Source organism: Pseudomonas sp. BIGb0164, assembly GCF_024810135.1.
GTDB lineage: Bacteria > Pseudomonadota > Gammaproteobacteria > Pseudomonadales > Pseudomonadaceae > Aquipseudomonas.
Window position 1 is genome coordinate 463,509 of sequence record NZ_JANUEA010000002.1, and the last position, 20,142, is coordinate 483,650.

General features: G+C 62.0%; 19 protein-coding genes. 6 read left to right on the forward strand and 13 right to left on the reverse strand.

The genetic code is table 11. From position 1 onward, the window contains the following. Positions 1–218: 218 nt before the first annotated feature. Positions 219–629 carry an HPF/RaiA family ribosome-associated protein gene (locus M2394_RS06030; protein WP_178922902.1) on the reverse strand — a complete coding sequence of 137 codons (411 nt, stop codon included), beginning with the start codon at positions 627–629 and terminating at the stop codon, positions 219–221. A 212-nt stretch (positions 630–841) separates the two neighbouring features. Then, the gene (locus tag M2394_RS06035) at positions 842–1,789 is read right to left on the reverse strand and encodes a LysR substrate-binding domain-containing protein (RefSeq protein WP_176994952.1); all 948 of its coding nucleotides are present in this window, start codon (positions 1,787–1,789) and stop codon (positions 842–844) included. A 137-nt stretch (positions 1,790–1,926) separates the two neighbouring features. Between M2394_RS06035 and M2394_RS06040 the strand changes: the two genes are divergently transcribed. The 3 genes from M2394_RS06040 to M2394_RS06050 all read left to right on the forward strand — a co-directional run bounded on the left by M2394_RS06040 (position 1,927) and on the right by M2394_RS06050 (position 5,246). After that, positions 1,927–3,303, forward strand: coding sequence for an L-serine ammonia-lyase (locus M2394_RS06040; RefSeq protein ID WP_259171894.1), 1,377 nt, complete (start codon positions 1,927–1,929; stop codon positions 3,301–3,303). A 60-nt stretch (positions 3,304–3,363) separates the two neighbouring features. Beyond that, positions 3,364–4,665 carry a serine/threonine transporter gene (locus M2394_RS06045; RefSeq protein WP_178922899.1) on the forward strand — a complete coding sequence of 434 codons (1,302 nt, stop codon included), beginning with the start codon at positions 3,364–3,366 and terminating at the stop codon, positions 4,663–4,665. A 266-nt stretch (positions 4,666–4,931) separates the two neighbouring features. Beyond that, positions 4,932–5,246 (forward strand): DUF3509 domain-containing protein, encoded by a 315-nt coding sequence (locus M2394_RS06050; protein WP_176994955.1) that lies wholly within the window; start codon positions 4,932–4,934, stop codon positions 5,244–5,246. On the opposite strand, the gene M2394_RS06055 is transcribed toward M2394_RS06050, so the two are convergent. Continuing rightward, positions 5,243–5,731, reverse strand: a complete 489-nt coding sequence (locus tag M2394_RS06055) for a phosphate-starvation-inducible protein PsiE (protein ID WP_017254513.1) — start codon at positions 5,729–5,731, stop codon at positions 5,243–5,245. The genes M2394_RS06050 and M2394_RS06055 overlap by 4 nt on opposite strands. A 248-nt stretch (positions 5,732–5,979) precedes the next feature. On the opposite strand from M2394_RS06055, the gene M2394_RS06060 reads away from it, so the two are divergent. After that, positions 5,980–6,240 (forward strand): YebG family protein, encoded by a 261-nt coding sequence (locus M2394_RS06060; RefSeq protein WP_012722374.1) that lies wholly within the window; start codon positions 5,980–5,982, stop codon positions 6,238–6,240. A gap of 55 nt (positions 6,241–6,295) precedes the next feature. On the opposite strand, the gene M2394_RS06065 is transcribed toward M2394_RS06060, so the two are convergent. After that, the gene (locus M2394_RS06065; RefSeq protein WP_178922897.1) at positions 6,296–7,315 is read right to left on the reverse strand and encodes a Glu/Leu/Phe/Val dehydrogenase; all 1,020 of its coding nucleotides are present in this window, start codon (positions 7,313–7,315) and stop codon (positions 6,296–6,298) included. A 188-nt stretch (positions 7,316–7,503) separates the two neighbouring features. Here M2394_RS06065 and M2394_RS06070 point away from each other — a divergent pair, with 188 nt between their 5' ends. Beyond that, positions 7,504–8,307, forward strand: a complete 804-nt coding sequence (locus tag M2394_RS06070; RefSeq protein WP_178922895.1) for a SirB1 family protein — start codon at positions 7,504–7,506, stop codon at positions 8,305–8,307. A 205-nt stretch (positions 8,308–8,512) separates the two neighbouring features. On the opposite strand, the gene M2394_RS06075 is transcribed toward M2394_RS06070, so the two are convergent. The 4 genes from M2394_RS06075 to hmgA all read right to left on the reverse strand — a co-directional run bounded on the left by M2394_RS06075 (position 8,513) and on the right by hmgA (position 13,222). Continuing rightward, complete coding sequence (locus M2394_RS06075; RefSeq protein WP_259171895.1) at positions 8,513–9,883, reverse strand: aromatic acid/H+ symport family MFS transporter; 1,371 nt, start codon at positions 9,881–9,883, stop codon at positions 8,513–8,515. Positions 9,884–10,000: 117 nt separating this feature from the next. Continuing rightward, on the reverse strand, positions 10,001–10,636 hold the full coding sequence (maiA, locus tag M2394_RS06080; protein ID WP_259171896.1) for a maleylacetoacetate isomerase: 636 nt from the start codon (positions 10,634–10,636) through the stop codon (positions 10,001–10,003). Positions 10,637–10,648: 12 nt separating this feature from the next. Then, positions 10,649–11,935, reverse strand: coding sequence for a fumarylacetoacetase (gene fahA, locus M2394_RS06085; RefSeq protein ID WP_259171897.1), 1,287 nt, complete (start codon positions 11,933–11,935; stop codon positions 10,649–10,651). Between the two features lie 3 nt (positions 11,936–11,938). Further along, positions 11,939–13,222, reverse strand: a complete 1,284-nt coding sequence (hmgA, locus tag M2394_RS06090; protein ID WP_178922886.1) for a homogentisate 1,2-dioxygenase — start codon at positions 13,220–13,222, stop codon at positions 11,939–11,941. 120 nt (positions 13,223–13,342) lie between these two features. Here hmgA and M2394_RS06095 point away from each other — a divergent pair, with 120 nt between their 5' ends. Continuing rightward, on the forward strand, positions 13,343–14,122 hold the full coding sequence (locus M2394_RS06095; RefSeq protein WP_259171898.1) for an IclR family transcriptional regulator: 780 nt from the start codon (positions 13,343–13,345) through the stop codon (positions 14,120–14,122). Between the two features lies 1 nt (position 14,123). Here the strand turns inward: M2394_RS06095 and dacB are convergent, their stop codons facing one another. The 5 genes from dacB to M2394_RS06120 form a co-directional block, all read right to left on the reverse strand. Further along, positions 14,124–15,581 carry a D-alanyl-D-alanine carboxypeptidase/D-alanyl-D-alanine-endopeptidase gene (gene dacB, locus M2394_RS06100; RefSeq protein WP_178922882.1) on the reverse strand — a complete coding sequence of 486 codons (1,458 nt, stop codon included), beginning with the start codon at positions 15,579–15,581 and terminating at the stop codon, positions 14,124–14,126. Between the two features lie 131 nt (positions 15,582–15,712). Next, the gene (locus tag M2394_RS06105; protein WP_259171899.1) at positions 15,713–18,133 is read right to left on the reverse strand and encodes a TonB-dependent receptor; all 2,421 of its coding nucleotides are present in this window, start codon (positions 18,131–18,133) and stop codon (positions 15,713–15,715) included. Between the two features lie 109 nt (positions 18,134–18,242). Next, entirely contained in the window at positions 18,243–19,178 is a 936-nt protein-coding gene (locus M2394_RS06110; protein ID WP_178922878.1) for a glutathione S-transferase family protein, read from the reverse strand. Positions 19,179–19,253: 75 nt separating this feature from the next. Beyond that, positions 19,254–19,529, reverse strand: coding sequence for a GIY-YIG nuclease family protein (locus M2394_RS06115; RefSeq protein WP_178922876.1), 276 nt, complete (start codon positions 19,527–19,529; stop codon positions 19,254–19,256). 37 nt (positions 19,530–19,566) lie between these two features. Further along, complete coding sequence (locus M2394_RS06120) at positions 19,567–20,037, reverse strand: nuclear transport factor 2 family protein (RefSeq protein ID WP_178922874.1); 471 nt, start codon at positions 20,035–20,037, stop codon at positions 19,567–19,569. Positions 20,038–20,142 lie beyond the last annotated feature (105 nt).

The following is a 20,142-nucleotide window of genomic DNA, read 5'->3' on the forward strand; positions in this document are numbered from 1 at the left end:
CTCGACAACTCCCACAGGGGATGTGTGCAGCGACGAAGATCCACTGTAGGCGCTGGCTTGTCGAATCGTCGCACCGCAGCGATCGCGGCGGCACAGTCGATTGATATGTCGCCTGTGCCGCCGCTCTCGCAGCCTCGCTAGGCTCGAAAGCGCCCACAACGAAAACGGGCCTGCAAATGCAGGCCCGTCTTTAGTGGCGATGAAGTAACTGTCAGTGATCAGCCGTTGAACACGGCACGTTCTTTTTCCAGGAACTCCTGTTCAAGCTCGTCTTCATTCACTTTGGTGGTCGGCTGGCTTTTGCCGGCAGCGCGCGGCTTGCCTTGCAGTTTGCCGAACAGATGTTCCAATGCATGCTCCAGCTTGATGGCAGCACCGTCGATGGCCTGTTCCAGCGTGTCGGCCTTGTCGCAGACCGAGACCGGTTGATGGCCCTTTGGCCGCGCTTCCAGTCGGCAACTCAAATCATGGGGGCCGGGCTTGTCGCCGTTCTCATCGCGCAGGTAAACCTCAACGCGGGTCAGATGTTCGTCATAACGTTCGAGCGTGCTCTCAATGGTAGTACGTACCCACTCCTCCAGTCGGATGCTGCTTTCAATATGGTTATCGCTATTGACTTGGATTTGCATAGTTCTTCCCTTATTTCAGCTAGCTCGCGGGAGGTCACAACTGCAACACCGGTGTGGTGTAACCATGACCTCTTGATGACACAATTGAGCAGTCAGAGAAGTAATTCAACCCCTTTGCAAAGATAAATCCCACATTACAAATTAAGTCTGACTACGAGCAAAAACGCTGTTAGGGTGGGGAGTTAGTTACATCTTCTTACGCCTGAATAACCTCACAATTGCCCCTCACCCAAGGGGTGCAATCCGCGAAAAATCCCCGCTTCTTCCACCAGCCAATCATGCACCGCCCTTACGCCCGGGTGGCTCAGCGCGCCTGGCGCATAGAGCAATACATAGCGTTTGTGATTGGGCACCGCCAGGCCGAACGGCACGATCAAGGTGCCACGCTCCAGCTCATCATTGAGCAAGGTGCGCCGCGCAATGGCCACGCCCATACCGGCGATGGCAGCCTCGATCGTCAGGTGGTTGCGGTTGAAGGTGTGCCCGCGCCGAACATCGGCCTCGTGATAGCCGATGGCATTCAGGTAAAACTCCCACTCCGCGTACTCATAACTCCCACGCCACGCAGTGATGTCGTGCAACAACGGGAAATGCACCAGGTCAGCCGGGCCATGCAACGGTGGGCGACCACGCAGCAGGCTGGGGGCGCACACCGGAAAAATCTGCTCGTCCAGCAGGGCTGTGGATAACAGGCCGGGGTAGCTGCCGTCGTTCAAATCGATCGCCAGGTCGAAGTCGCCTTCGTGCAGGGCGATGCTGCTGTCTTCCGCGACCATACGCAGCTGGATGTCCGGGAAACGCTGCTGCAGCCGTGGCAAGCGCGGCGTCAGCCACTTGCCGAGAAACGACGGGATCGAGCGCAAGCGCAAGGTGCCACTGATCATCCCCGCGTCCAGCCGCTGCAGCTCCGCATCGATGCTGCCGTAGGCCTCCCCCACCGTCGTCGCCAGCCGCTGCCCCTCGGCGCTGAGTTCCACGCCACGCGCCCGCCGATGAAACAGGCGAAACCCCAGGCGCTCCTCCAACTGGCGAATTTGTTGGCTCACCGCCCCCGGCGTGATGTGCAGTTCTTCGGCGCAACGGGTGAACGACAAATGCCGCGCCGCGCAGGAAAACACGTGCAACCAGACGTAGGTCTGGCCATGAAGGGGGCGAGTCATAGGGTTTAGTCCTGCTAAAGGGTGTCTTAGGATAATTCGTTGGTCAGTGCCGATCCAGAGGCTCAGTATCGCGCCAATTCCGCTCGTCCTACAAAACATGGCAGCGATTTCTACTCCATTGCTTGTAAGGCTTTAGCATGGCTATCAGTGTTTTCGATCTATTCAAGGTGGGCATCGGCCCGTCCAGCTCCCATACCGTCGGCCCGATGCGGGCGGCCGCGACCTTTGCCCAAGCCCTGAAAGACCAACATCTACTGAACGACACCCGGCGTGTCGAAGTGCGCCTGTACGGCTCGTTGTCAGCCACCGGTGTCGGCCACGCCACCGACCGCGCCTGCGTGATGGGGCTGATGGGTGAATGGCCAGATACGGTTGACCCAACCTCCATCAATGCGCGCATCCAGCAACTGCGCGAGTCCGGTCGCCTGCTGCTCGCCGGCACCCAGGACATTGCTTTCAACTGGCAACACGACCTCCTGCTGCTCGACGAAAGCCTGCCCTACCACCCCAACGCCATGTCCCTGCACGCCTACGGCGACAACGGCCTGTTGAGCGAACAAACCTACTACTCGGTGGGCGGTGGTTTCATCATCGAAGCCGCCGAGGCTGAGTCGGGTATTGCGCCGACCAGCGAAGTGGAATTGCCCTACGACTTCTCCAGCGCAGTCGAACTGCTGGCCTTGTGCAACACGCATGGCCTGCGGGTTTCCGAGCTGATGATGGCCAACGAACGTGCCTGGCGCAGCGACGAGGAAATCCGCAGTGGCCTGCTGCATATCTGGTCGGTGATGCGCGAATGCGTGGAACAGGGTTTGCGCGATGAAGGCATCTTGCCGGGCGGCCTGGATGTGCCCCGTCGCGCCGCGAAATTGCACCGCAACCTGTTGGAAATCGGCAAACCGAATGTCATCACGTCGACCTTGTCGGCGATGGAGTGGGTCAACCTGTTTGCCCTGGCCGTCAACGAAGAAAACGCGGCGGGCGGGCGCATGGTCACGGCACCGACCAACGGCGCGGCGGGCATCATCCCTGCCGTCCTGCACTACTACATGAAGTTCAACCCCGCAGCCTGCGACGACGACGTGGTCAATTTCTTCCTGGCCGCCGCCGCGGTCGGCATTCTCTGCAAGAAAAACGCCTCGATCTCCGGCGCCGAAGTCGGCTGCCAGGGTGAAGTCGGTTCGGCTTGCGCCATGGCCGCTGCCGGCTTGGCCGATGTGCTGGGTGCGACACCCGAGCAACTGGAAAACGCCGCCGAAATCGGCCTGGAACACAACCTCGGCCTGACCTGCGATCCAGTCGGTGGCCTGGTGCAAGTGCCGTGTATCGAGCGCAATGCCATCGCCGCCGTCAAAGCGATCAACGCCACGCAAATGGCCCTGCGCGGTGATGGCAAACACTTCATTTCCCTCGACCGGGTGATTCGCACCATGCGCGATACCGGCGCCGATATGCATGACAAATACAAAGAAACTTCACGGGGCGGCCTGGCCGTGAACTGGGTGGAATGCTGAGGAGCATTTCCTGACCGCCCCAACGTGAGCCCGCGCAAAAATAATAACGAGGCAATAACGATGACCGATGTACGTACACCTGCTGCCGATACACCTTCAAAAGCAAGTCCCGCTTTAGAAAACACCGTGACCACCGGCTGGACCAAACACGACACCACCTGGATGCTCGGCCTGTATGGCACCGCCATCGGCGCGGGCACCTTGTTCCTGCCGATCAATGCCGGCGTTGGTGGCTTCTGGCCGCTGATCGTGCTGGCACTGCTGGCCTTCCCGATGACCTTCTTCGCCCACCGTGGGCTGACGCGCTTTGTGTTGTCGGGCAAATCCGGCGACATCACCGAAGTGGTCGAGGAACATTTCGGCGTCGGCGCAGGCAAGTTGATCACCCTGCTGTATTTCTTCGCGATTTTCCCGATCCTGCTGGTGTACAGCGTCGCACTGACCAACACCCTCGGCAGCTTCATGGAACACCAACTGCACATGACCCCGCCGCCGCGGGCGGTCCTGTCACTGGTGCTGATCCTCGGCCTGATGGCCATCGTGCGTTGCGGCCAAGGCGTGATCGTCAAGGCCATGAGCGTGCTGGTGTATCCGTTCGTCGCCGCCCTGCTGTTGTTGGCGTTCAGCCTGATCCCTAACTGGAACGGCGCGTTCTTCGCCTCTGCCGGTGATGGCATGCCAATGCCGCTGTTCCTCAAGACCCTGTGGCTGGCGATCCCGGTGATGGTGTTTTCCTTCAACCACTCGCCAATCATCTCGGCCTTCGCCGTCGACCAGAAACGCGTGTACGGCGCCCAGGCCGAGCGCAAGAGCAGCGGCATCCTGGCCACGGCCCACGGCATGATGGTGCTGACGGTGATGTTCTTCTGCTTCAGCTGCGTGCTGGCGCTGTCGCCTGCCGACCTGGCAGCGGCCAAGGCCCAGAACATTTCGATCCTGTCGTACCTGGCCAACCACTTCCAGACCCCGGTAATCGCCTACGCCGCGCCGTTGATTGCGCTGGTGGCCATTACCAAATCCTTCCTCGGCCACTACATCGGCGCCAGCGAAGGCTTCCAGGGCTTGATCGTCAAATCCCTGCGCAGCCGTAATCGTTCGCTGTCGGCCAAATGGCTGGAACGCAGCACCGCCCTGTTCATGGTGTTGACCTGCTGGGCCGTGGCCACCTTCAACCCGAGCATCCTGGGCATGATCGAGACCATGGGCGGGCCGATCATCGCGTGCCTGCTGTTCCTGATGCCGATGTACGCGATCCGTCGCGTGCCATCTCTGCGCCAGTACTCGGGCCAGGTGTCGAATGTGTTTGTGGTGGTGATCGGCTTGATTGCGCTGTCTGCGATCGTTTTCTCGGTACTGCCCTGAAATAGCCCACAACACCGCGCCCCCTGTAGGCGCGGGCTTGCCAGCGATAGCGGTCCTTCAGCCAAGTATTCTTGAGCTGACACACCGCATTCGCGAGCAAGCCCGCTCCCACATTGGCACCTCACTGCCTATGAGTGCTCTACACGGCACGGCCCTTGCTGTACCGCTTATGAGGGAAACGGACTTTGGCCAGTGGTCAGGAAACGCGAACTAATCCCGACACCGGTCGTCAATGACTGCATGTTCTTATCAGGCGGTAACGCACCATGGACAATCCTTTTCAGATCATCACAGACACCTTCACCCCCAACTACCGTGTCAACCTGAGTATCCAACGGCTGGATGGCAGCATCATGCTCACCCTCTCGAACGAGTCGGGCGTGGTGGCCAAGCGCATGATCAGCGCCGAACAACGCAATGACCCGCAACGGCTCAAACGCCTGGTGCAAAGCATCCAGTTCGGCATCGCCATCGAGCAGGGCCACAGCGCCATGGAGATCCTGGCGGTGATGACCGATGGCGATCACCAGCGCTTGCAGCGACCGCCTACGAACACCCTGCCCTTCAGCGTCGGGCTTTAAAGCTCGCCCTTCTCGGTTTCCAGGCTCGCCTCGCCTTTGCGGCGCGGGCCTTCGACCTTCACCGACGGGAACGCCGACGAGGCGTAGCGCACCACCAGGATCGAGAACGCCAACAACAGAATCCCACCGCACAGGTAGATGATGCCTACATCAGGCGGGTTGTGGTGGGACACGTTGGAGATCAGCAGGCGTGTCAGCGCGGTGATCGCCACGTAGATCAGGAAGCGCACCGGCATGTGGTTGGTCTTGAAGTAAATCCCGACCATTGCGCCCAGCTCCAGGTAGATGAACAGCAGCAAGATGTCATCGATCTTGATGTGCCCGTTCTCTAGCATCCCCAAAAACTCCATCACCGCCGCCCAGGCCGTCACCGCACCAATGGCGAACAGTGCCAGGTAGTGGAACGACTCGACAAACAGGTTGCCCAGGGACTCAGCCAGTTCATGCACGTTCTGGCGCAGCTTTTCGGCCCAGTTGATTTTCACGATGATGCTTCCTTAGGTCGACTCGACCGGATAATGCGGGTTAGACGTGACGGTTGTTCTGCATGCAGAAAAAAGGCCAGAGGCCGATATAAGATGGTGGCGGGGTGACATGAGGCACGGCAAACCTGTATTTACGGGCTACATTAAAAAACTGCTACCCAAACCCCACGGTTTGGCTTACCCTTTTCACTGTATATGAATACAGTAGTCGCAAAAGACAACTATCGTGAAGGCATGTGAGGTGGTGAATGGCCGTCGAAGTGGTATACCGCAGCAGCCGAGATCTGGAGCGTTTGTTCATGGATAAAGCCGAAGCTGACCGTCATGACAAGATGCTTGAACTCGCTGAGTTGCTGGCAGAAGTGTTGCAAAAAGCCGTGCCGTCCCTGAGCGAGCAGCAGGTGGAAGAAGCCGGGATCTACATGGCGAAGAACCGCGATGTGTTTGCCAAGGCGTTCAAGAGCCAGCCGGATGCGTTGTCCGAGTTGCTGAACGCACCGGCAGAATAAAGCCCGAATTGAACAGGCCCTGAGTCACTGACTCAGGGCCTTTTTAATGCCTGGCTTATTTGTACAGCAGGCGCTCGGCCAATTCGTCCGCCACCCGTGCGGGGGAACGCTTTTCGGCTTGGGCGTGGGCGAAGATCTCGGTCAGGCGTGCGCCGATGTTCGACAGGTGTGCGGTGATGTCCGCCAGCTCTGCACCGCCGTGCTTGAGCGCGACGTAGATCAGCCCACCCGAGTTGATCACATAGTCGGGGGCGTAGAGGATGCCGCGCCCTTCCAGCTGGTCGGCAATGTCGAGGTTGGTCAACTGCGCGCTGGCGGAACCGGCCACGGCGGCGCAACGCAACTGGCCGACGCTGTGGCGATTGAACACCGCACCAACGCCGCAGGGCGCAAGGATGTCGCAGGGCGTGCTGAGCAAGGCGTCGTTGGCGATGGGGTGGGCGCCGAGTTGCTCCATGGCCAGTTGCACCTTGCCATGGTCGATGTCGCTGACCAGCAATTCAGCGCCGGCCGCATGCAGCTGTTCGGCCAGGGCAAACCCGACATTGCCCAGGCCCTGGACCGCCACACGCAAGCCTTCCAGGTTGTCGCTGCCCAGGCGGGCCATCGCAGTGGTGCGTATGCCGGTGAACACGCCCATGGCGGCATGGGGCGACGGGTCGCCAGCGGCGGTGGTGCTGGTGACGAAACGGGTGTGCTGGGCGATGCAGTCCATGTCAGCCACTGAGGTGCCGCTGTCGATGGCGGTGATGAAGCGGCCGTCGAGTTTTTCGATGCAACGCCCAAAGGCTTCGAATAAGGCCGCGCGGCTTTCCACATGCACGGGGCGGATGATCACTGCCGTACCACCGCCCACCGGCAAACCGGCCAGGGCGGCTTTGTAGCTCATGCCCTGGGCCAGGCGCGCAGCATCTTCCACGGCACTTTGATCGTCGGGGTAAGCGAGGTAGCGGCAGCCGCCCAAGGCTGGGCCCAGACGGCTGTTGTGGATGGCTATGATCGCCTTCAGCCCGGTGGCCGGGTCGACGCTCAGGTGCAGCGATTCAAGGCGGGTGCTGTGCATGAGCGCAAACATCAATGAGCTCCCGAATCACTTCTGGTAGAGGCCCAAGTATAGGCTTACGGTAAAAAACTGCCGAAGTGCGCTGGAATAAGCCGCCCGGTTTTGCAGGCCTTGCGACATAAGACCGTGGGATATTTCCCCAATGTGCTGGACGAAAATTCTCAGCAAGGCTAAAACGGGGGCATCTGCCGGAGAACGCAATGAATCCCCGCACAGCCTTTTTTGCCTGCCTGGAACGTTCGCCCCCTGCGCTGTTCGAAGCCGCGCTGTGGATTGCGGCCGAGCACGATCCGGTCGTGCAACCGCAGGTGATCCTGCAAGACTTCACCTTGTTGCAACAACAGGTCAGCGTCGGCATGCCCATGCTGCCCGCCGACGAACTGGGCCAGCCCCTGCTGCGGCGCATGAATGACCTGGGATTTGCCCAGGACGACTTTACCCCCCTGCGCCCCGCCGCCGCCTTGCTGGACAAGGTGCTGCAGCGCAAACGCGGGCAGCCGCTGGCCATGGGGTTGATCGCGATGGAATTGGCGCGACGCCTGAACATTCCGATGGTCGGGGTGAATTTTCCCGGCCACTTCCTGCTGCGGGTGCCGGGCGCCGATCACTTGCTGGACCCCTGTGGCGGTCGGCGTCTGTACCCCAACGATTGCCGCGAACTGCTGCACCGCCAGTACGGGCCGAACCTCAAGTTGCAGTCCGAGCACCTGCTCACCGCAGAACCTCGTTCGATCCTGCAACGGCTGTCACGCAACTTGCGCCAGTTGCACCTTTCCAACGATGCGCCGCTGGATGCCCTGATCGACGCCGAACGCGTGCTGGAACTGGGCAACGCCAGCGCCGCCGACTACCTGGCACGCGCCAGTCTATACCAGCGCCTGGATTGCCCGAGTGCCGAGCGCTTTGACCTGGAGCATGCGCTGCTGCTCAGCGAAGACCCGATCCAACGCCTGCGCCTGACCGAACGCCTGGGCCATTTGCCACCCAACACCATCGTGCACTGAACCCGACTGTAGTGAGCGGGCTTGCCCCGCGCCACGGCATACCTGACACACCACAGTGCCTGACACACCGCTGTGCCTGACACACCGCTGTGCCTGACACACCACTGTGCCTGACACGCCGCTGTGCCTGACACACCGCGGCGCGGGGCAAGCCCGCTCATTACAAGTCACCGGCAAGCAAGCGCCTTCCGTTGGGCGGGGTGAATCAGTGATTGCCGGGGGCCTTGAGAATATCGCCGGGCAATGGGCTTTTCGGCACATCCATGCCAGGCGAACGCACCTGGATGATCAACAGCGCCGCAATCACTGCCGGAATCGCGCAGAAGAAGAAAATCTGCTCCACCGGAATGTGCATCGCCAACAACAAGCTGCCAAACAGCGGCCCGAGAATCGAACCAAATCGCCCAACGCCGAGCGCCCACCCAGTGCCCGTCGCCCGAACATGTGCGGGGTAGAAGTTACTGGCGAAAGCATTCAGGGTCAGTTGCCCACCGATGATGCAGAACCCGGCGGCGAACACGCAGGCCACCAGGTAGCGTGGGTTGTCATGGTTCAGCCCCAGCAGAACGGTACACACCGCCGCCGCTGCCAAAACGCCAGACAGCAGGCGTACCTTGCGTTTCAAGCGATCGGCGAACCAAGCCATGCCGATGGCGCCCAAGGTGCCGGCAAACAGGAACATCGACGTCACCAGGTTGGCTTCCTTCAACGCCAGGCCGCTTTCCAGCAACAGCGACGGCAGCCAACTGATCATGAAATACAGCAGGATCAGGCTGACAAAAAACGTCGCCCAGATCAGTACGGTCGGGCGCGCATAACCGTGGCGGAACAGCTCGACCACCGTCAGCTTGCTGCCTTGTTCTTGCAGGTTATCTGCAGCACTCGCCAACGGCGGCTGCCAGCCCGGAAGCATGCGCGCCGTGACCTTTTGCAGGCGCGCATAAGGCGGCGCGTCACGCAACAAACGTGGCAAGGATTCGGGCAACAGCCACATCAGGAAAGGGAACAGCAACAACGGCGTCACGCCACCCGCCAGGAACACCGCTTGCCAGCCGTAGCCTTCGATAAACCCGGCCGCCACGAACCCACCCGCCGCGCCACCAAACGAAAAGCCGCACGCCGCCAACGTCACCATCAGGGTGCGCAGGCGCGGTGGGGAATACTCCGACATCAAGGCCATGGCGCTGGGCATCGCGCCGCCCATGCCGATGCCGCAGATAAACCGCGCAACCATCAAGGTGGTCAGTGAGTTGGCAAACACCATCAACACCGTGAGGGTGGCGTAGATCAGCACGCAGCCCAGCAGGATGCGCCGCACGCCAAACCGATCGGCCAGGGGCGTCACCAGCAACGAGCCCAAGGTGAGCCCCAGCAGGTTGGCGCTGAACACTGGGCCGAACGCAGCCTTTTCCAGACCCCAATCTTTGGCCAGGGCCGGCACCACGTAACCCAGCACCTGAGCATCGTAGCCATCGGTCACCAGCAGCATGGCCAGCAACAAGAGAATCAACCACTGGTAGCGCGACACCGGACGGGCGTCGAGTGCCGCGCGAAAGCTGGCAATCTGAGAGTGCATCGCAAGGTACCTATTATTTTATTTTTATGGCCACGCGCAACCTTGTAGGAGCCGGCTTGCCGGCGATAGCGGTCTACCTGACACACCGCCATCGCCAGCCAACCGGGCCCCACAGGGTCAGGGGGTGTCGGGCTGGTTGGCGGGGTGAGCCTGGATAAAGGCCGGATGCTGCGCCGCCAACGCCGCCACACGACCGATACGTGGGTACGCCGTCAACGGCACCTTGAAGCGCTCGGCCGCGTACAGCTGGGGAATCAGAAACGCGTCAGCCATGCCCGGCTGTTCACCAAAGCAAAAGCCTCGGTCGCCAATCAATTGCTCCACCGCGCCCAGCCCCTGGCTGATCCAATGGCCGATCCACTCCAGCAATTGCGCCTCATCATGCCCCCACTGGCGCAGCAGGTTCTGGGTGCTGGAGTTGTGCAGCGGGTGGATATCACAGCCGATGATCGACGCCACCGCACGCTCATGGGCGCGGGTCGCCAGATCCTTAGAGAGCAGGGGTGCCTGTGGATAACGCTCGTCCAGGTATTCGATGATCGCGGGCGATTGAATCAACAACTCGCCCTCATCGGTGCGCAAAGCCGGCACGCGGCCTTGGGGGTTGATCGCCAGGTATTCCGGCTGGCGGTTGGCGCCGCCCGGTGGCACCAGCAAGTTGACCGGGATCGCGCTGAAATCCAGACCCTTGAGGGCCAGCGCGATGCGCACCCGGTACGACGAGGTGGAACGGTAGTAGGTGTAGAGTTCCATCGCCCTGCCCTCTTAGCGCGCTGCGGTTACGGTGCCCCGGCATTCGCCGAAGCCGATGGAGGCAAACCCTTCGCGGCGGCAACGGGCGCGCAGGATGATTTCGTCACCGTCCTCAAGGAACTTGCGCACCTCACCGGACGGCAGCTCGACGGCTTTCTTGCCGCCTTCGGTCATCTCCAACAGGCTGCCGAACTGGCCCGCTTCCGGCCCGGACAAGGTGCCCGAACCGAACAGGTCGCCGGCCTGCAACTGGCAACCATTGACGCTGTGGTGGGCCACCAACTGCGCGACAGTCCAGTACATATGCAGGCTGTTGCTGAGCGCCAAGCGATGCGCCGGCAGGTTCTGCTCACGCATGGCGGCGGTGGTCAGCAGCACTTCGAGTTCGATGTCCAGTGCACCCGCGGCCTGGTCACGTTTATCCAGCAAGTACGACAGTGGTTGTGGGTCGCCTTCAGGGCGCGCCGGTTGCGCTTTGCGGAACGGTTCCAGGGCTTCGGCGGTGACGACCCATGGGGAAATAGTGGTGATGAAGCTCTTCGACAGGAACGGCCCCAGCGGCTGGTATTCCCAGGCCTGGATGTCCCGCGCCGACCAGTCGTTGAGCAGGCAGAAACCGGCGATGTGCTCGGCAGCGTCGCCAATGGCAATCGAGTCGCCCATGTCGTTGCCCTGGCCGATCCAGATGCCCAGTTCCAATTCGTAGTCCAGGCGTGCGCACGGGCCAAAGGTCGGCTCGGCCTGACCGGCCGGCAAGGTCTGGCCCTTGGGGCGGCGCACGTCGGTGCCCGAGGGGCGAATGGTCGAGGCACGGCCGTGGTAGCCGATGGGCACGTACTTGTAGTTAGGCAGCAGCGGGTTGTCGGGACGGAACAATTTGCCGACGTTCTGCGCGTGTTCGATGCCAACGTAGAAATCGGTGTAATCGCTGATCTTCGCCGGCAGATGCATCTGGCAGTCGGTGGCGCGGTGCAGCACCTGCGCCTCGCGAGTTTGCAGCGTGCTGCCTTCGGCCAGTAGTTCCAGCAAGCGTTCACGCAACGCCACACGCGGGCCACGACCCAGTTCGAAAAACGCATTCAATTGGCCACTGGTCATTGCCTCGACGGCACGACGGGCATCACCCTCGAATTCGCCGATGGCCGCCTGCAGGTCCAGGATCGAATCGCCAATCGCCACGCCCGCGCGCGGCGCCGAGCCGTTGATGCTGAACACGCCCAGCGGCAGGTTTTGCAGGGGGAAGTCCGTGTGACCGTTGGCGGAGGCTACCCAGCTGCGGGTAAGGGTGGGCTGAGTCATGGGTTATCTCCGGTTCGGGTTGAAGGTGGCGGGCAGCGAAGCCCAGCACGCGTCATAGGTGTTTTGCAGTTGCGGGCATTCCAGGGCGAACTGTGTAGGGCGCAGCACTTGGCTGGTCTCGAACATGAAGGCCATGGTGTTATCGATCTTGTGCGGTGCCAACTCGACGTTGATGGCCTTGGTGCAGGTCTCTCCGTCCGGGCCGTGGGCGCTCATGCAGCTGTGCAACGACGCACCGCCCGGCAGGAAACCTTCGGCCTTGGCGTCGTAGGCGCCCTGGATCAGGCCCATGTATTCGTTCATCAGGTTGCGGTGGAACCACGGCGGACGGAAGGTGTTCTCGGCCACCATCCAGCGTGGCGGGAAGATCACGAAGTCGAGGTTGGCCAGGCCGTGCACGCTGGTGGGCGAGGTCAACACGGTGAAGATCGACGGGTCCGGGTGATCGAAGCTCACCGTGCCAATCGTGTTGAAGCGGCGCAGGTCGTATTTGTACGGCACGTTATTGCCGTGCCAGGCCACCACGTTCAGCGGCGAATGATCCAGCTCGCAGGCCCACAGCTCACCGAGGAATTTCTGCACCAGGGTGGTCGGTTGCTTGAGGTCTTCGTAGTGGGCCACCGGCGTGAGGAAGTCACGCGGGTTGGCCAGGCCGTTGCTGCCGATAGGCCCAAGGTCTGGCAGGCGCAGCGGTGCGCCATGGTTCTCGGCGACATAGCCGCGCGCCTGGGCGTCCAGCAGCTCGATGCGAAATTTAAGGCCACGCGGCAGCACGACGATTTCCAGCGGTTCCACTTCCAACACGCCCAGTTCAGTGGCGATGCGCAAGCGGCCCTGCTCGGGCACGATCAACAGTTCGCCATCGGCGTTGAAGAACACGCGGTCCATGGAGCGGTTGGCGCGGTAGTGATAAATGCTGATGCCAGAGGGTTTTTCCGACCCGGTATTGGCGACCATGCCGACGAGGCCATCGATGAAGTCCGTCGGCTCACCAGGCATATCCAGCGGGTTCCAACGCAAGCGATTAGGCGTCACCGCGCCGAGCGGGCCACCAGCCAATTGCCGCTCAAGTTTGACGAAGGCAGGGTGATTGGCCGACGGCTGGATGCGGTACAGCCAGGTGCGACGGGCTTCGCTGCGCGCCATGGTGAACGCGGTGCCGGAGAACAGTTCGGTGTACAGCCCGTAGGGCGCTTTTTGCGGGGAGTTCTGGCCGACGGGCAGCGCGCCGGGCAGGGCTTCGCTGGCGAATTCATTGCCGAAGCCCGACAGGTATTCGAGGGTCATGGATCATCCTCTGAGCGGAAGTTGTTTTTATCGTAATCCAGTTACGCATAACGTAATTTGATCACCATCGACCGTCAAGCTATAAAGACGCCCATTCATCTCTCGGATTCCCGCTGCCCCATGGAAAAGCCCCGCGACACCGGTAAACAGAAAGTCCGCTCGGCCGAAGTGGGCACCGACATCCTCAAGGCCCTGGCCGAACTGTCCCCCGCCACGTCGCTGTCGCGCCTGGCCGAACACGTGCAGATGCCGGCCAGCAAGGTGCATCGCTACCTGCAAGCGCTGATCGCCTCGGGCTTTGCCGAACAGAACACCGCCACCAACCATTACGGCCTGGGCCGCGAAGCATTGCGCGTGGGCCTGGCCGCGCTGGGCAGCATGGACGTGCTGAAAGTCGGCGCGATGCCCCTGGCGGAGCTGCGCGATGAATTGAACGAAACCTGCTTTTTGGCGGTATGGGGCAACCAGGGCGCCACCGTGGTGCAGATCGAACCCGCCGTGCGTGCGGTGACGGTGGTGACGCAGCTGGGTTCGGTACTGCCTCTGCTCAGTTCCTCCACCGGGCTGGTATTCAGCGCCTATTTGCCGTCACGGGAGACCGTGGAATTGCGCGAGCGCGAAATCCAGGCGGGCACTGCCCATACCCTGGCGGACGACCAGACCTACGCCAGCGCCTGCGAACAGATCCGCAGCCGAGGCCTGCACTTTGTGCATGGCTTGCTGATGCCCGGGGTGGATGCGCTCTCGGCGCCGGTGTTCAACGCGGTCGGGCACGTGGCGGCGGTGATGACCGTGGTCGGCCCCACCTCCCTGTTCCATGCCGATGAAGATGGCCCGGCGGCCCAGCATTTGCTGGCGGCAACCCGGGCCGTGAGCTGGCGCATGGGCTACCAGCCCTGAATCAGTTGTCCCAACCGGCGAGGGCCACGGCCACGCGGTTTTCCAGGGCCTTGACCTGCGCGCCCGCCACCACGTAGTTGTTGGTGACCATGGAAAACACCAACCGGTGCCCGCGCGCATCATTGATGTAACCACTGAGCGACGACACACCGCCCATGGAGCCGGTCTTGGCGTGCAGGTTGTTCTGCGCCGGCGTGCCAACCAGGCGATAACGCAGGCTGCCGCCCGTCATGCGGTCGGCGTTGCCGGCAATCGGCAGCGCGTTGTACCAGGCGTTGAACCAGGGTTGTTTGCTGGCCGCCAGCAACAGGTCGGTGAGGGTTTGCGATGACACCAGGTTGCGCCGCGACAAACCGGAGCCATCCACCTGGTTCAGCGCCGCCGTCTCCAGGCCCTGGCGCTTGAGAAACCCGGCCACCGCCACCACACCCGCCGCCGCCGTACCGCTATTGGCAGTCTGGCGCCCCATGGCCTTGAGCAAGGCTTCGGACATGTTGTTGTTCGACAGCTTGAGCAGCGGCGTGATCAGCTCCTGCAACGGCGCCGATTGGTGTTCGGCCAGTACGGTGATCGCAACCGGGGAGCCCCCGCCGATGATCCGCCGTCCGGACACGACGATGCCTTGCTGCGCCAGGGCCTGCTCGAACAGGTTGGCCACCAGTTGCGTCGGCTCCCACACACTCACCAGTTGCTGGCTCTGCTTGCCCGGCGCCACCGCACCACTGAGTTGCAACAGGTTGGTGCCGTGGCGGCGGTTGATCCCATAGGTATTGCCCGGGCCGCTGACGGCGCGGTTGCTCAACTGCAGGTAGTCGGTGGGCGGGAAGATCTCCACCCCCACCGGCTGGCCGACCCGCGACGGCGCCTTGGCGGTCACCAGCACGGAGCCTGCATCAAAGTCGCTGTTGGGTGACACGGTCAGCGCCGAAATCTGCGCGCCGTAGTAGGTGCTTTCATCGTCATGGGACCAATCGACACCCAGCCGTTCGGCGTCAAACCAGGTGTCGTCGAACACCAGGTCGCCCTGCACCTGACGGATGCCCTGGCTGGCGAGTTGCGCCGCCAGTGCCTGATAGTCGGCAAACTGCAGGGTCGGGTCGCCCAGGCCGCGCAGGTAGAGGTTGCCAGTCAGGCGATCACCCTGGCGAATGCCGTTGCTCAGCAATTGCGTGGCAAAACGGTATTGCGGCCCCAGCACATCCATGGCCGCCGCCGTGGTCAACAACTTGAGATTGGAGGCCGGCACCAGTCGCGTGCGCGGGTTGTGCTGGTAGAGCGTGGCGCCGCTGCGGGCATCACGCACCATGAGGGAAACCGTGGCGCCGTGCAGCGCCGGGTCGGCCAGCAGTTGGTCCAGCTGGGCTGAACCCGACGTCTGCGAAACACTGGCGCAACCGCCCAGCACAACACTCAAGGCAACCAGCATTGCGCTGGTGTGTATCCATTTCTGCAACCGCATCAGTAGCGTTTTCCCGCAAGGCTTCAATGGCGGCAACGCTAACAGCTCCGTTCCTTTGTGGCGAGTGGGCTTGTCTCCGGTTCAGGCTGCTGCGCAGCCCAGCGGGAGCAAGCGCCCTCGCCACAGGGCCGTCAGAACGTCAACGTGCTGGAGACCGACACCTGGCGCGCATCGCCCAAGGACACAAACACCCGGCTCGCCGCCGAGGCGTAGTAGACGCGGTCGAACATGTTCTTCACGTTGAGCTGGAACTTGACCTTCTGCCCTTCGATCTTGGTGTCGTAGGTCGCAAACGCGTCCGCCACGGTGTAGCCCGGCAGGGTGAAGTCGTTGGCCGCATCGCCGGCGCGCTCGCCCACATAGCGAGCGCCGGCGCCCACGCGCAGTTGGTCGCCACCAAAAACATTGCCGAAGTCATACACCGCCGAGAGCGAAGCGGTGTTCTTCGCAACGTTCTGCAGGCGGTTGCCTTCCAGGGTCGGGTCCTTGTCCTTGGTGTCCAGGGCATCGGTGTAGGCGTAGCTGCCGATCAGGCTCCATTGGTCGGTCAACTGGCCGGTGGCGTCCAGTTCCAGGCCACGGGAACGCACCTGGCCAGCGATGCTGTAGATGGTGTTTGCGCCAGAGCCGACTGAGACCAGCACGTTGCGTTTTTCAATGTTGAACAGCGCCGCGCTCGCGGTGATGCGCCCCGGCATATCGAGCTTGGCGCCCAGTTCCCAGGACTTGGATTTCTCCGGCGTCAGGTCGCCCGTCAACTTGCTGCCATCGGCCAGGGCCGCAATGGTGGAGTTGGGTTTGAACGATTCGGTGTAGCTGCCGTAGAACGACAGCTCGTCGGTGTAGCGATACACCAGGCCGGCACGCGGCACCCAGGCCTGGCCGTTACCGTTGGTGTTGGCGGTGAACGGCACGCCTTTGCCCGCGTATTGATCGTACATCTGGTAGCGCGCGCCGCCCACCAGAATCCATTTGTCGGTCAGGTGGATCGCGTCCTGGAAGAACAGCGAATCGCTGCGCAGCAAGTCGGTCTGGGCACTGTCCTTGGCGCTGACGGTGGTGCCTTCCACATCGCGGCCATACACCGGGTTGAGGTAGCTGAACGCACTGCGTTGTGCCTGGCGAATCAGGTCCGCGCGATAGATCTTGCGGTACTCGTCATCCAGGCCAAACACCAGGTCATGCTGCATGCCGGCCACGTTGACCTTGCCTTCCAGGCTGAACGTGGAGAAACGGTCAGTGGTCAACGCGCCCCCGGTGCCGTCCATGCTGCGCGTCAAGGTGCCGTTGGGGTTCACGGTCACGATGCGCACTTGGCTGGCGTCGTAGGTCTCGCGGTTCCAGCTGTAGCCGAAGTGGGCTTTCCAGTCGTCGTTCAGGTCATGATCGACTTCCAGGCGGTACAGGTCGGAGCGGCCCTCCATGTTGTTGAACGGCTCATCCAGGCGACGGGTCGCAGGGATATCCAGCGGGTGGTTGGTCTTGGGGTCGATGGCGGTGCCACGGTCGAACGGCGAGAGGAATTCGCGGTGCTCGTAGGCAAACACCACTTTGGTGGTGTCGCCGTACCAGGCCAGGGACGGCGCCACCAGCGTCTCGCGGTGGGTGCCGAAGTTGCGCCAGTAATCTTCGTCTTCATGGTCGACGATCAGGCGATAGGCCAAGCCGCTGTCCCCAATCGGGCCGGTGGTGTCGAGGTTGCCGCCGCTGCCGTTCTTGCCATCACCAAAGGTCGAGCCGCGTGCGGTCAACGAGGTGGACTGCACCAGTTCAGGCTTCTTGCTGACGATATTGACCACGCCGCCCGGGTCCTGGATGCCGTACAACAATGACGCCGGGCCCTTGAGCACTTCGACGCGTTCGGCCGTGGAGTTCAGAGCACGTCCCTGCACGATGGGCATGCCGTCCTGCATGATCGAACCGTTACGGTTGTCGCCAAAGCCGCGCAGCATCACCGCGTCCTGGGTACTGGCCAGGGTATTGGCCTGGGTAATGCCGCTGATATTGCCTAGGGCATCGTCCAGGTTGCGCGGGGTCTGGTCACGCAGGACCTGGGCCGGCACCACGTTGACGGTTTGCGGAGTTTCCAGCAGCAGGCCGTGGGAGCGCATCACCGAACTGGTGGGCGGCGGCTGATAGCTGGTGCTGTCTTGGACCTGGCTGGCCCCGCTGATGGTGGTGGCGCCGAGGTTGAGGGCGCCGTCGGTGGGCACCGGCTCCAGGGCCAGGGTACGGGCATCGATCTGACGGAAGGTAAAGCCGGACTTGCCCAGCAGGCGTTGCAGGGCCTGGGTCGCACTCATCTGGCCGCTGACGGCGGGGGCGCTGAGGCCGTAGGGCGCCTCATCGGTGTAGATCACGCTGATGCCAGTGACCCGGCTGAAGTCGCTCAAGGCCTGGGGCAGCGGTTTGGCTGCCAGGGCAAAGTTGAACTGGGTGCTTTGCTGCTCCTGCGCCTGTGCAATGCCCAAGGGCAGCAACGCCAACCCCGAAACCGCCAATACCGAGGCTCCCAGCCACTGTTTAACCAAACCGCCCGCCATCGACTTCATGCTGTGAGAACCCGTGTAGAAAACGCTGTTAATGCGAATAGATCGCAGTTTCAAGCACTACACGGATGGGCTGGCGATTTACCTCACTGCTCTTTGCAAAAAAATTTGTTTATTGCGCCTGAATGCAAAAACCCATGCGGGGGAAATGCACATGCACGGTGCCGGCACGCTCATCGATACGGCGCAGGATCAGCTCTTCACGCCCGGCAAACAGCAGCTCGCCCGCCACCGGGTCGGTGCCGTAGTCGGTCGCCGAAATGGTCACCTGCTGCCCGACCTTGAAGCCGTTCAAGTCGTCGAAAACCTCATCCGGCAGCACGGCCGGGCTCGCATTGCGCGCGACGTCCAGGGCTTGCTCGGCGCTCATCGGGGTGGACGTGCCATGGCCAAAGCCCAACACGCGATCCAGCCAGGCTGCTACGGCGGGATAGGCATCCACCAACGGCGCGGTCACCGAAGAGCCCTTGAGGAACCACAACGGGTGGGCCAGGGAGAAGTCGGCAATCGAAGGTTCGCCGAACAGAAAATCCCCCGCCTGATGCTGCAATTGCTGATTGATGCGGCTGATGATCGCCGGCCACTGATGCAGGGCTTGTTCCAGTTGCACCCGCGCCGCCGTGCCACCGCTGAACAGCTTTTTGCGGTCGGCGACCAGCACCTGGATCATTTCCGGCGGCACCTTGGCAAATTTGACCGCCAGGGACTCGGGCTGGAACACCAGCGCAACGGCATGGGAAAACACCAGCGAATCCGCCCAGGCGGCAAAGCCTTGGGTGGTCAATTCCTGGCCTTGGGGAAACAGGGTCGGGGCGGCTTTTTCCTGTTCCAGACGCCGGGCGATCAAGGCCGTGTCGCAGTAGATATCGGCGCCCACTTGCAGCACCGGGGTCTTGCGGTAGCCACCGGTCAGGGGCATCAGGTCCGGCTTGGGCATCACCGGCGCGATATGCACCGAGCGCCAGGACAAGCCTTTGAAGCCCAGCAACAGGCGGGCTTTTTCAGCAAAAGGGGACTGGGGGTAGTGGTGAAGAATCAACTCAGACATACCAGGCTCCGCTCGATAAGTGAGCCGCTAGCTTAGCCTGCAACACACCGATTGGGGACGATGGGAACCCATCAGTCAAATCAATGGGCTGCTCGCCGCCAGGCACTCCTTGGCGCTCTTCTTCAACTTCTTGATCAACCGTTCCTGGCGCAACGCCTCGCCCTTGCTCGCGCACTGCTCGGTGTACACCAGCGCCACGGCGGGGCTGGACAGGAAGAACCGCGCGCCCTTGCCACGCTGGTGCATGGCAAAACGGCGCACCGGGTCATTGCTGATGCCGCAGTACAACGAGCCGTTGGCGGCGCGTACCAGGTAGACAAACCAGGGTTTGGGTTCAGAAGTTTCAGTCACAGGTCGAGCCGGCAAAACCAGAAGAGCGCCCAGCTTATCAACGACTGGCCTGGAACGCCTTCAAACCACGCAGGGCCTGGCTACGCACGGCGTTTTTCACCAGCGGCGTCCAGCCCAGCAACAAACCTTTGGTGCCCAGCGCCTGACGCGACCAGCGCCACAGGTCAAAGCTGTCGTGGTGTTCACAGATCTTGCCGTCGCGAAACACAAAGCGCGCCTGGATATCGTTGACCACCGTGTTACCGGTGGCGCTGAACAGGTACGTGGCGACCCAATGTGCACCGCCGCTGCGCTCATCGCTGCGCACGTTGTCGAAGGTCAGGGAGAAGTCCTTGGCGCGCGTGGTGAGCATGCGCCACATGTCGCCAGCATCACGCCCATGCAATGGGCCGAAGGCGGGGTCGCTGAACACCACATCGTCGGTGTAGCAGGCGGCCATGGCCTCGGCGTCAAGGCGCTGGAAGGCCTGGTAGAAACGGTTGATCAGGGCGGTGTGGGCATCACTCATGGGCAGGCTCCGGGCGCTATTGTTATCCGGGTTGCACGATAGTCTGCCCATGGGCGCAATGCCATGTACATTTGCTACGTCAATGAAAGGGGTGAGGTCCGAGTT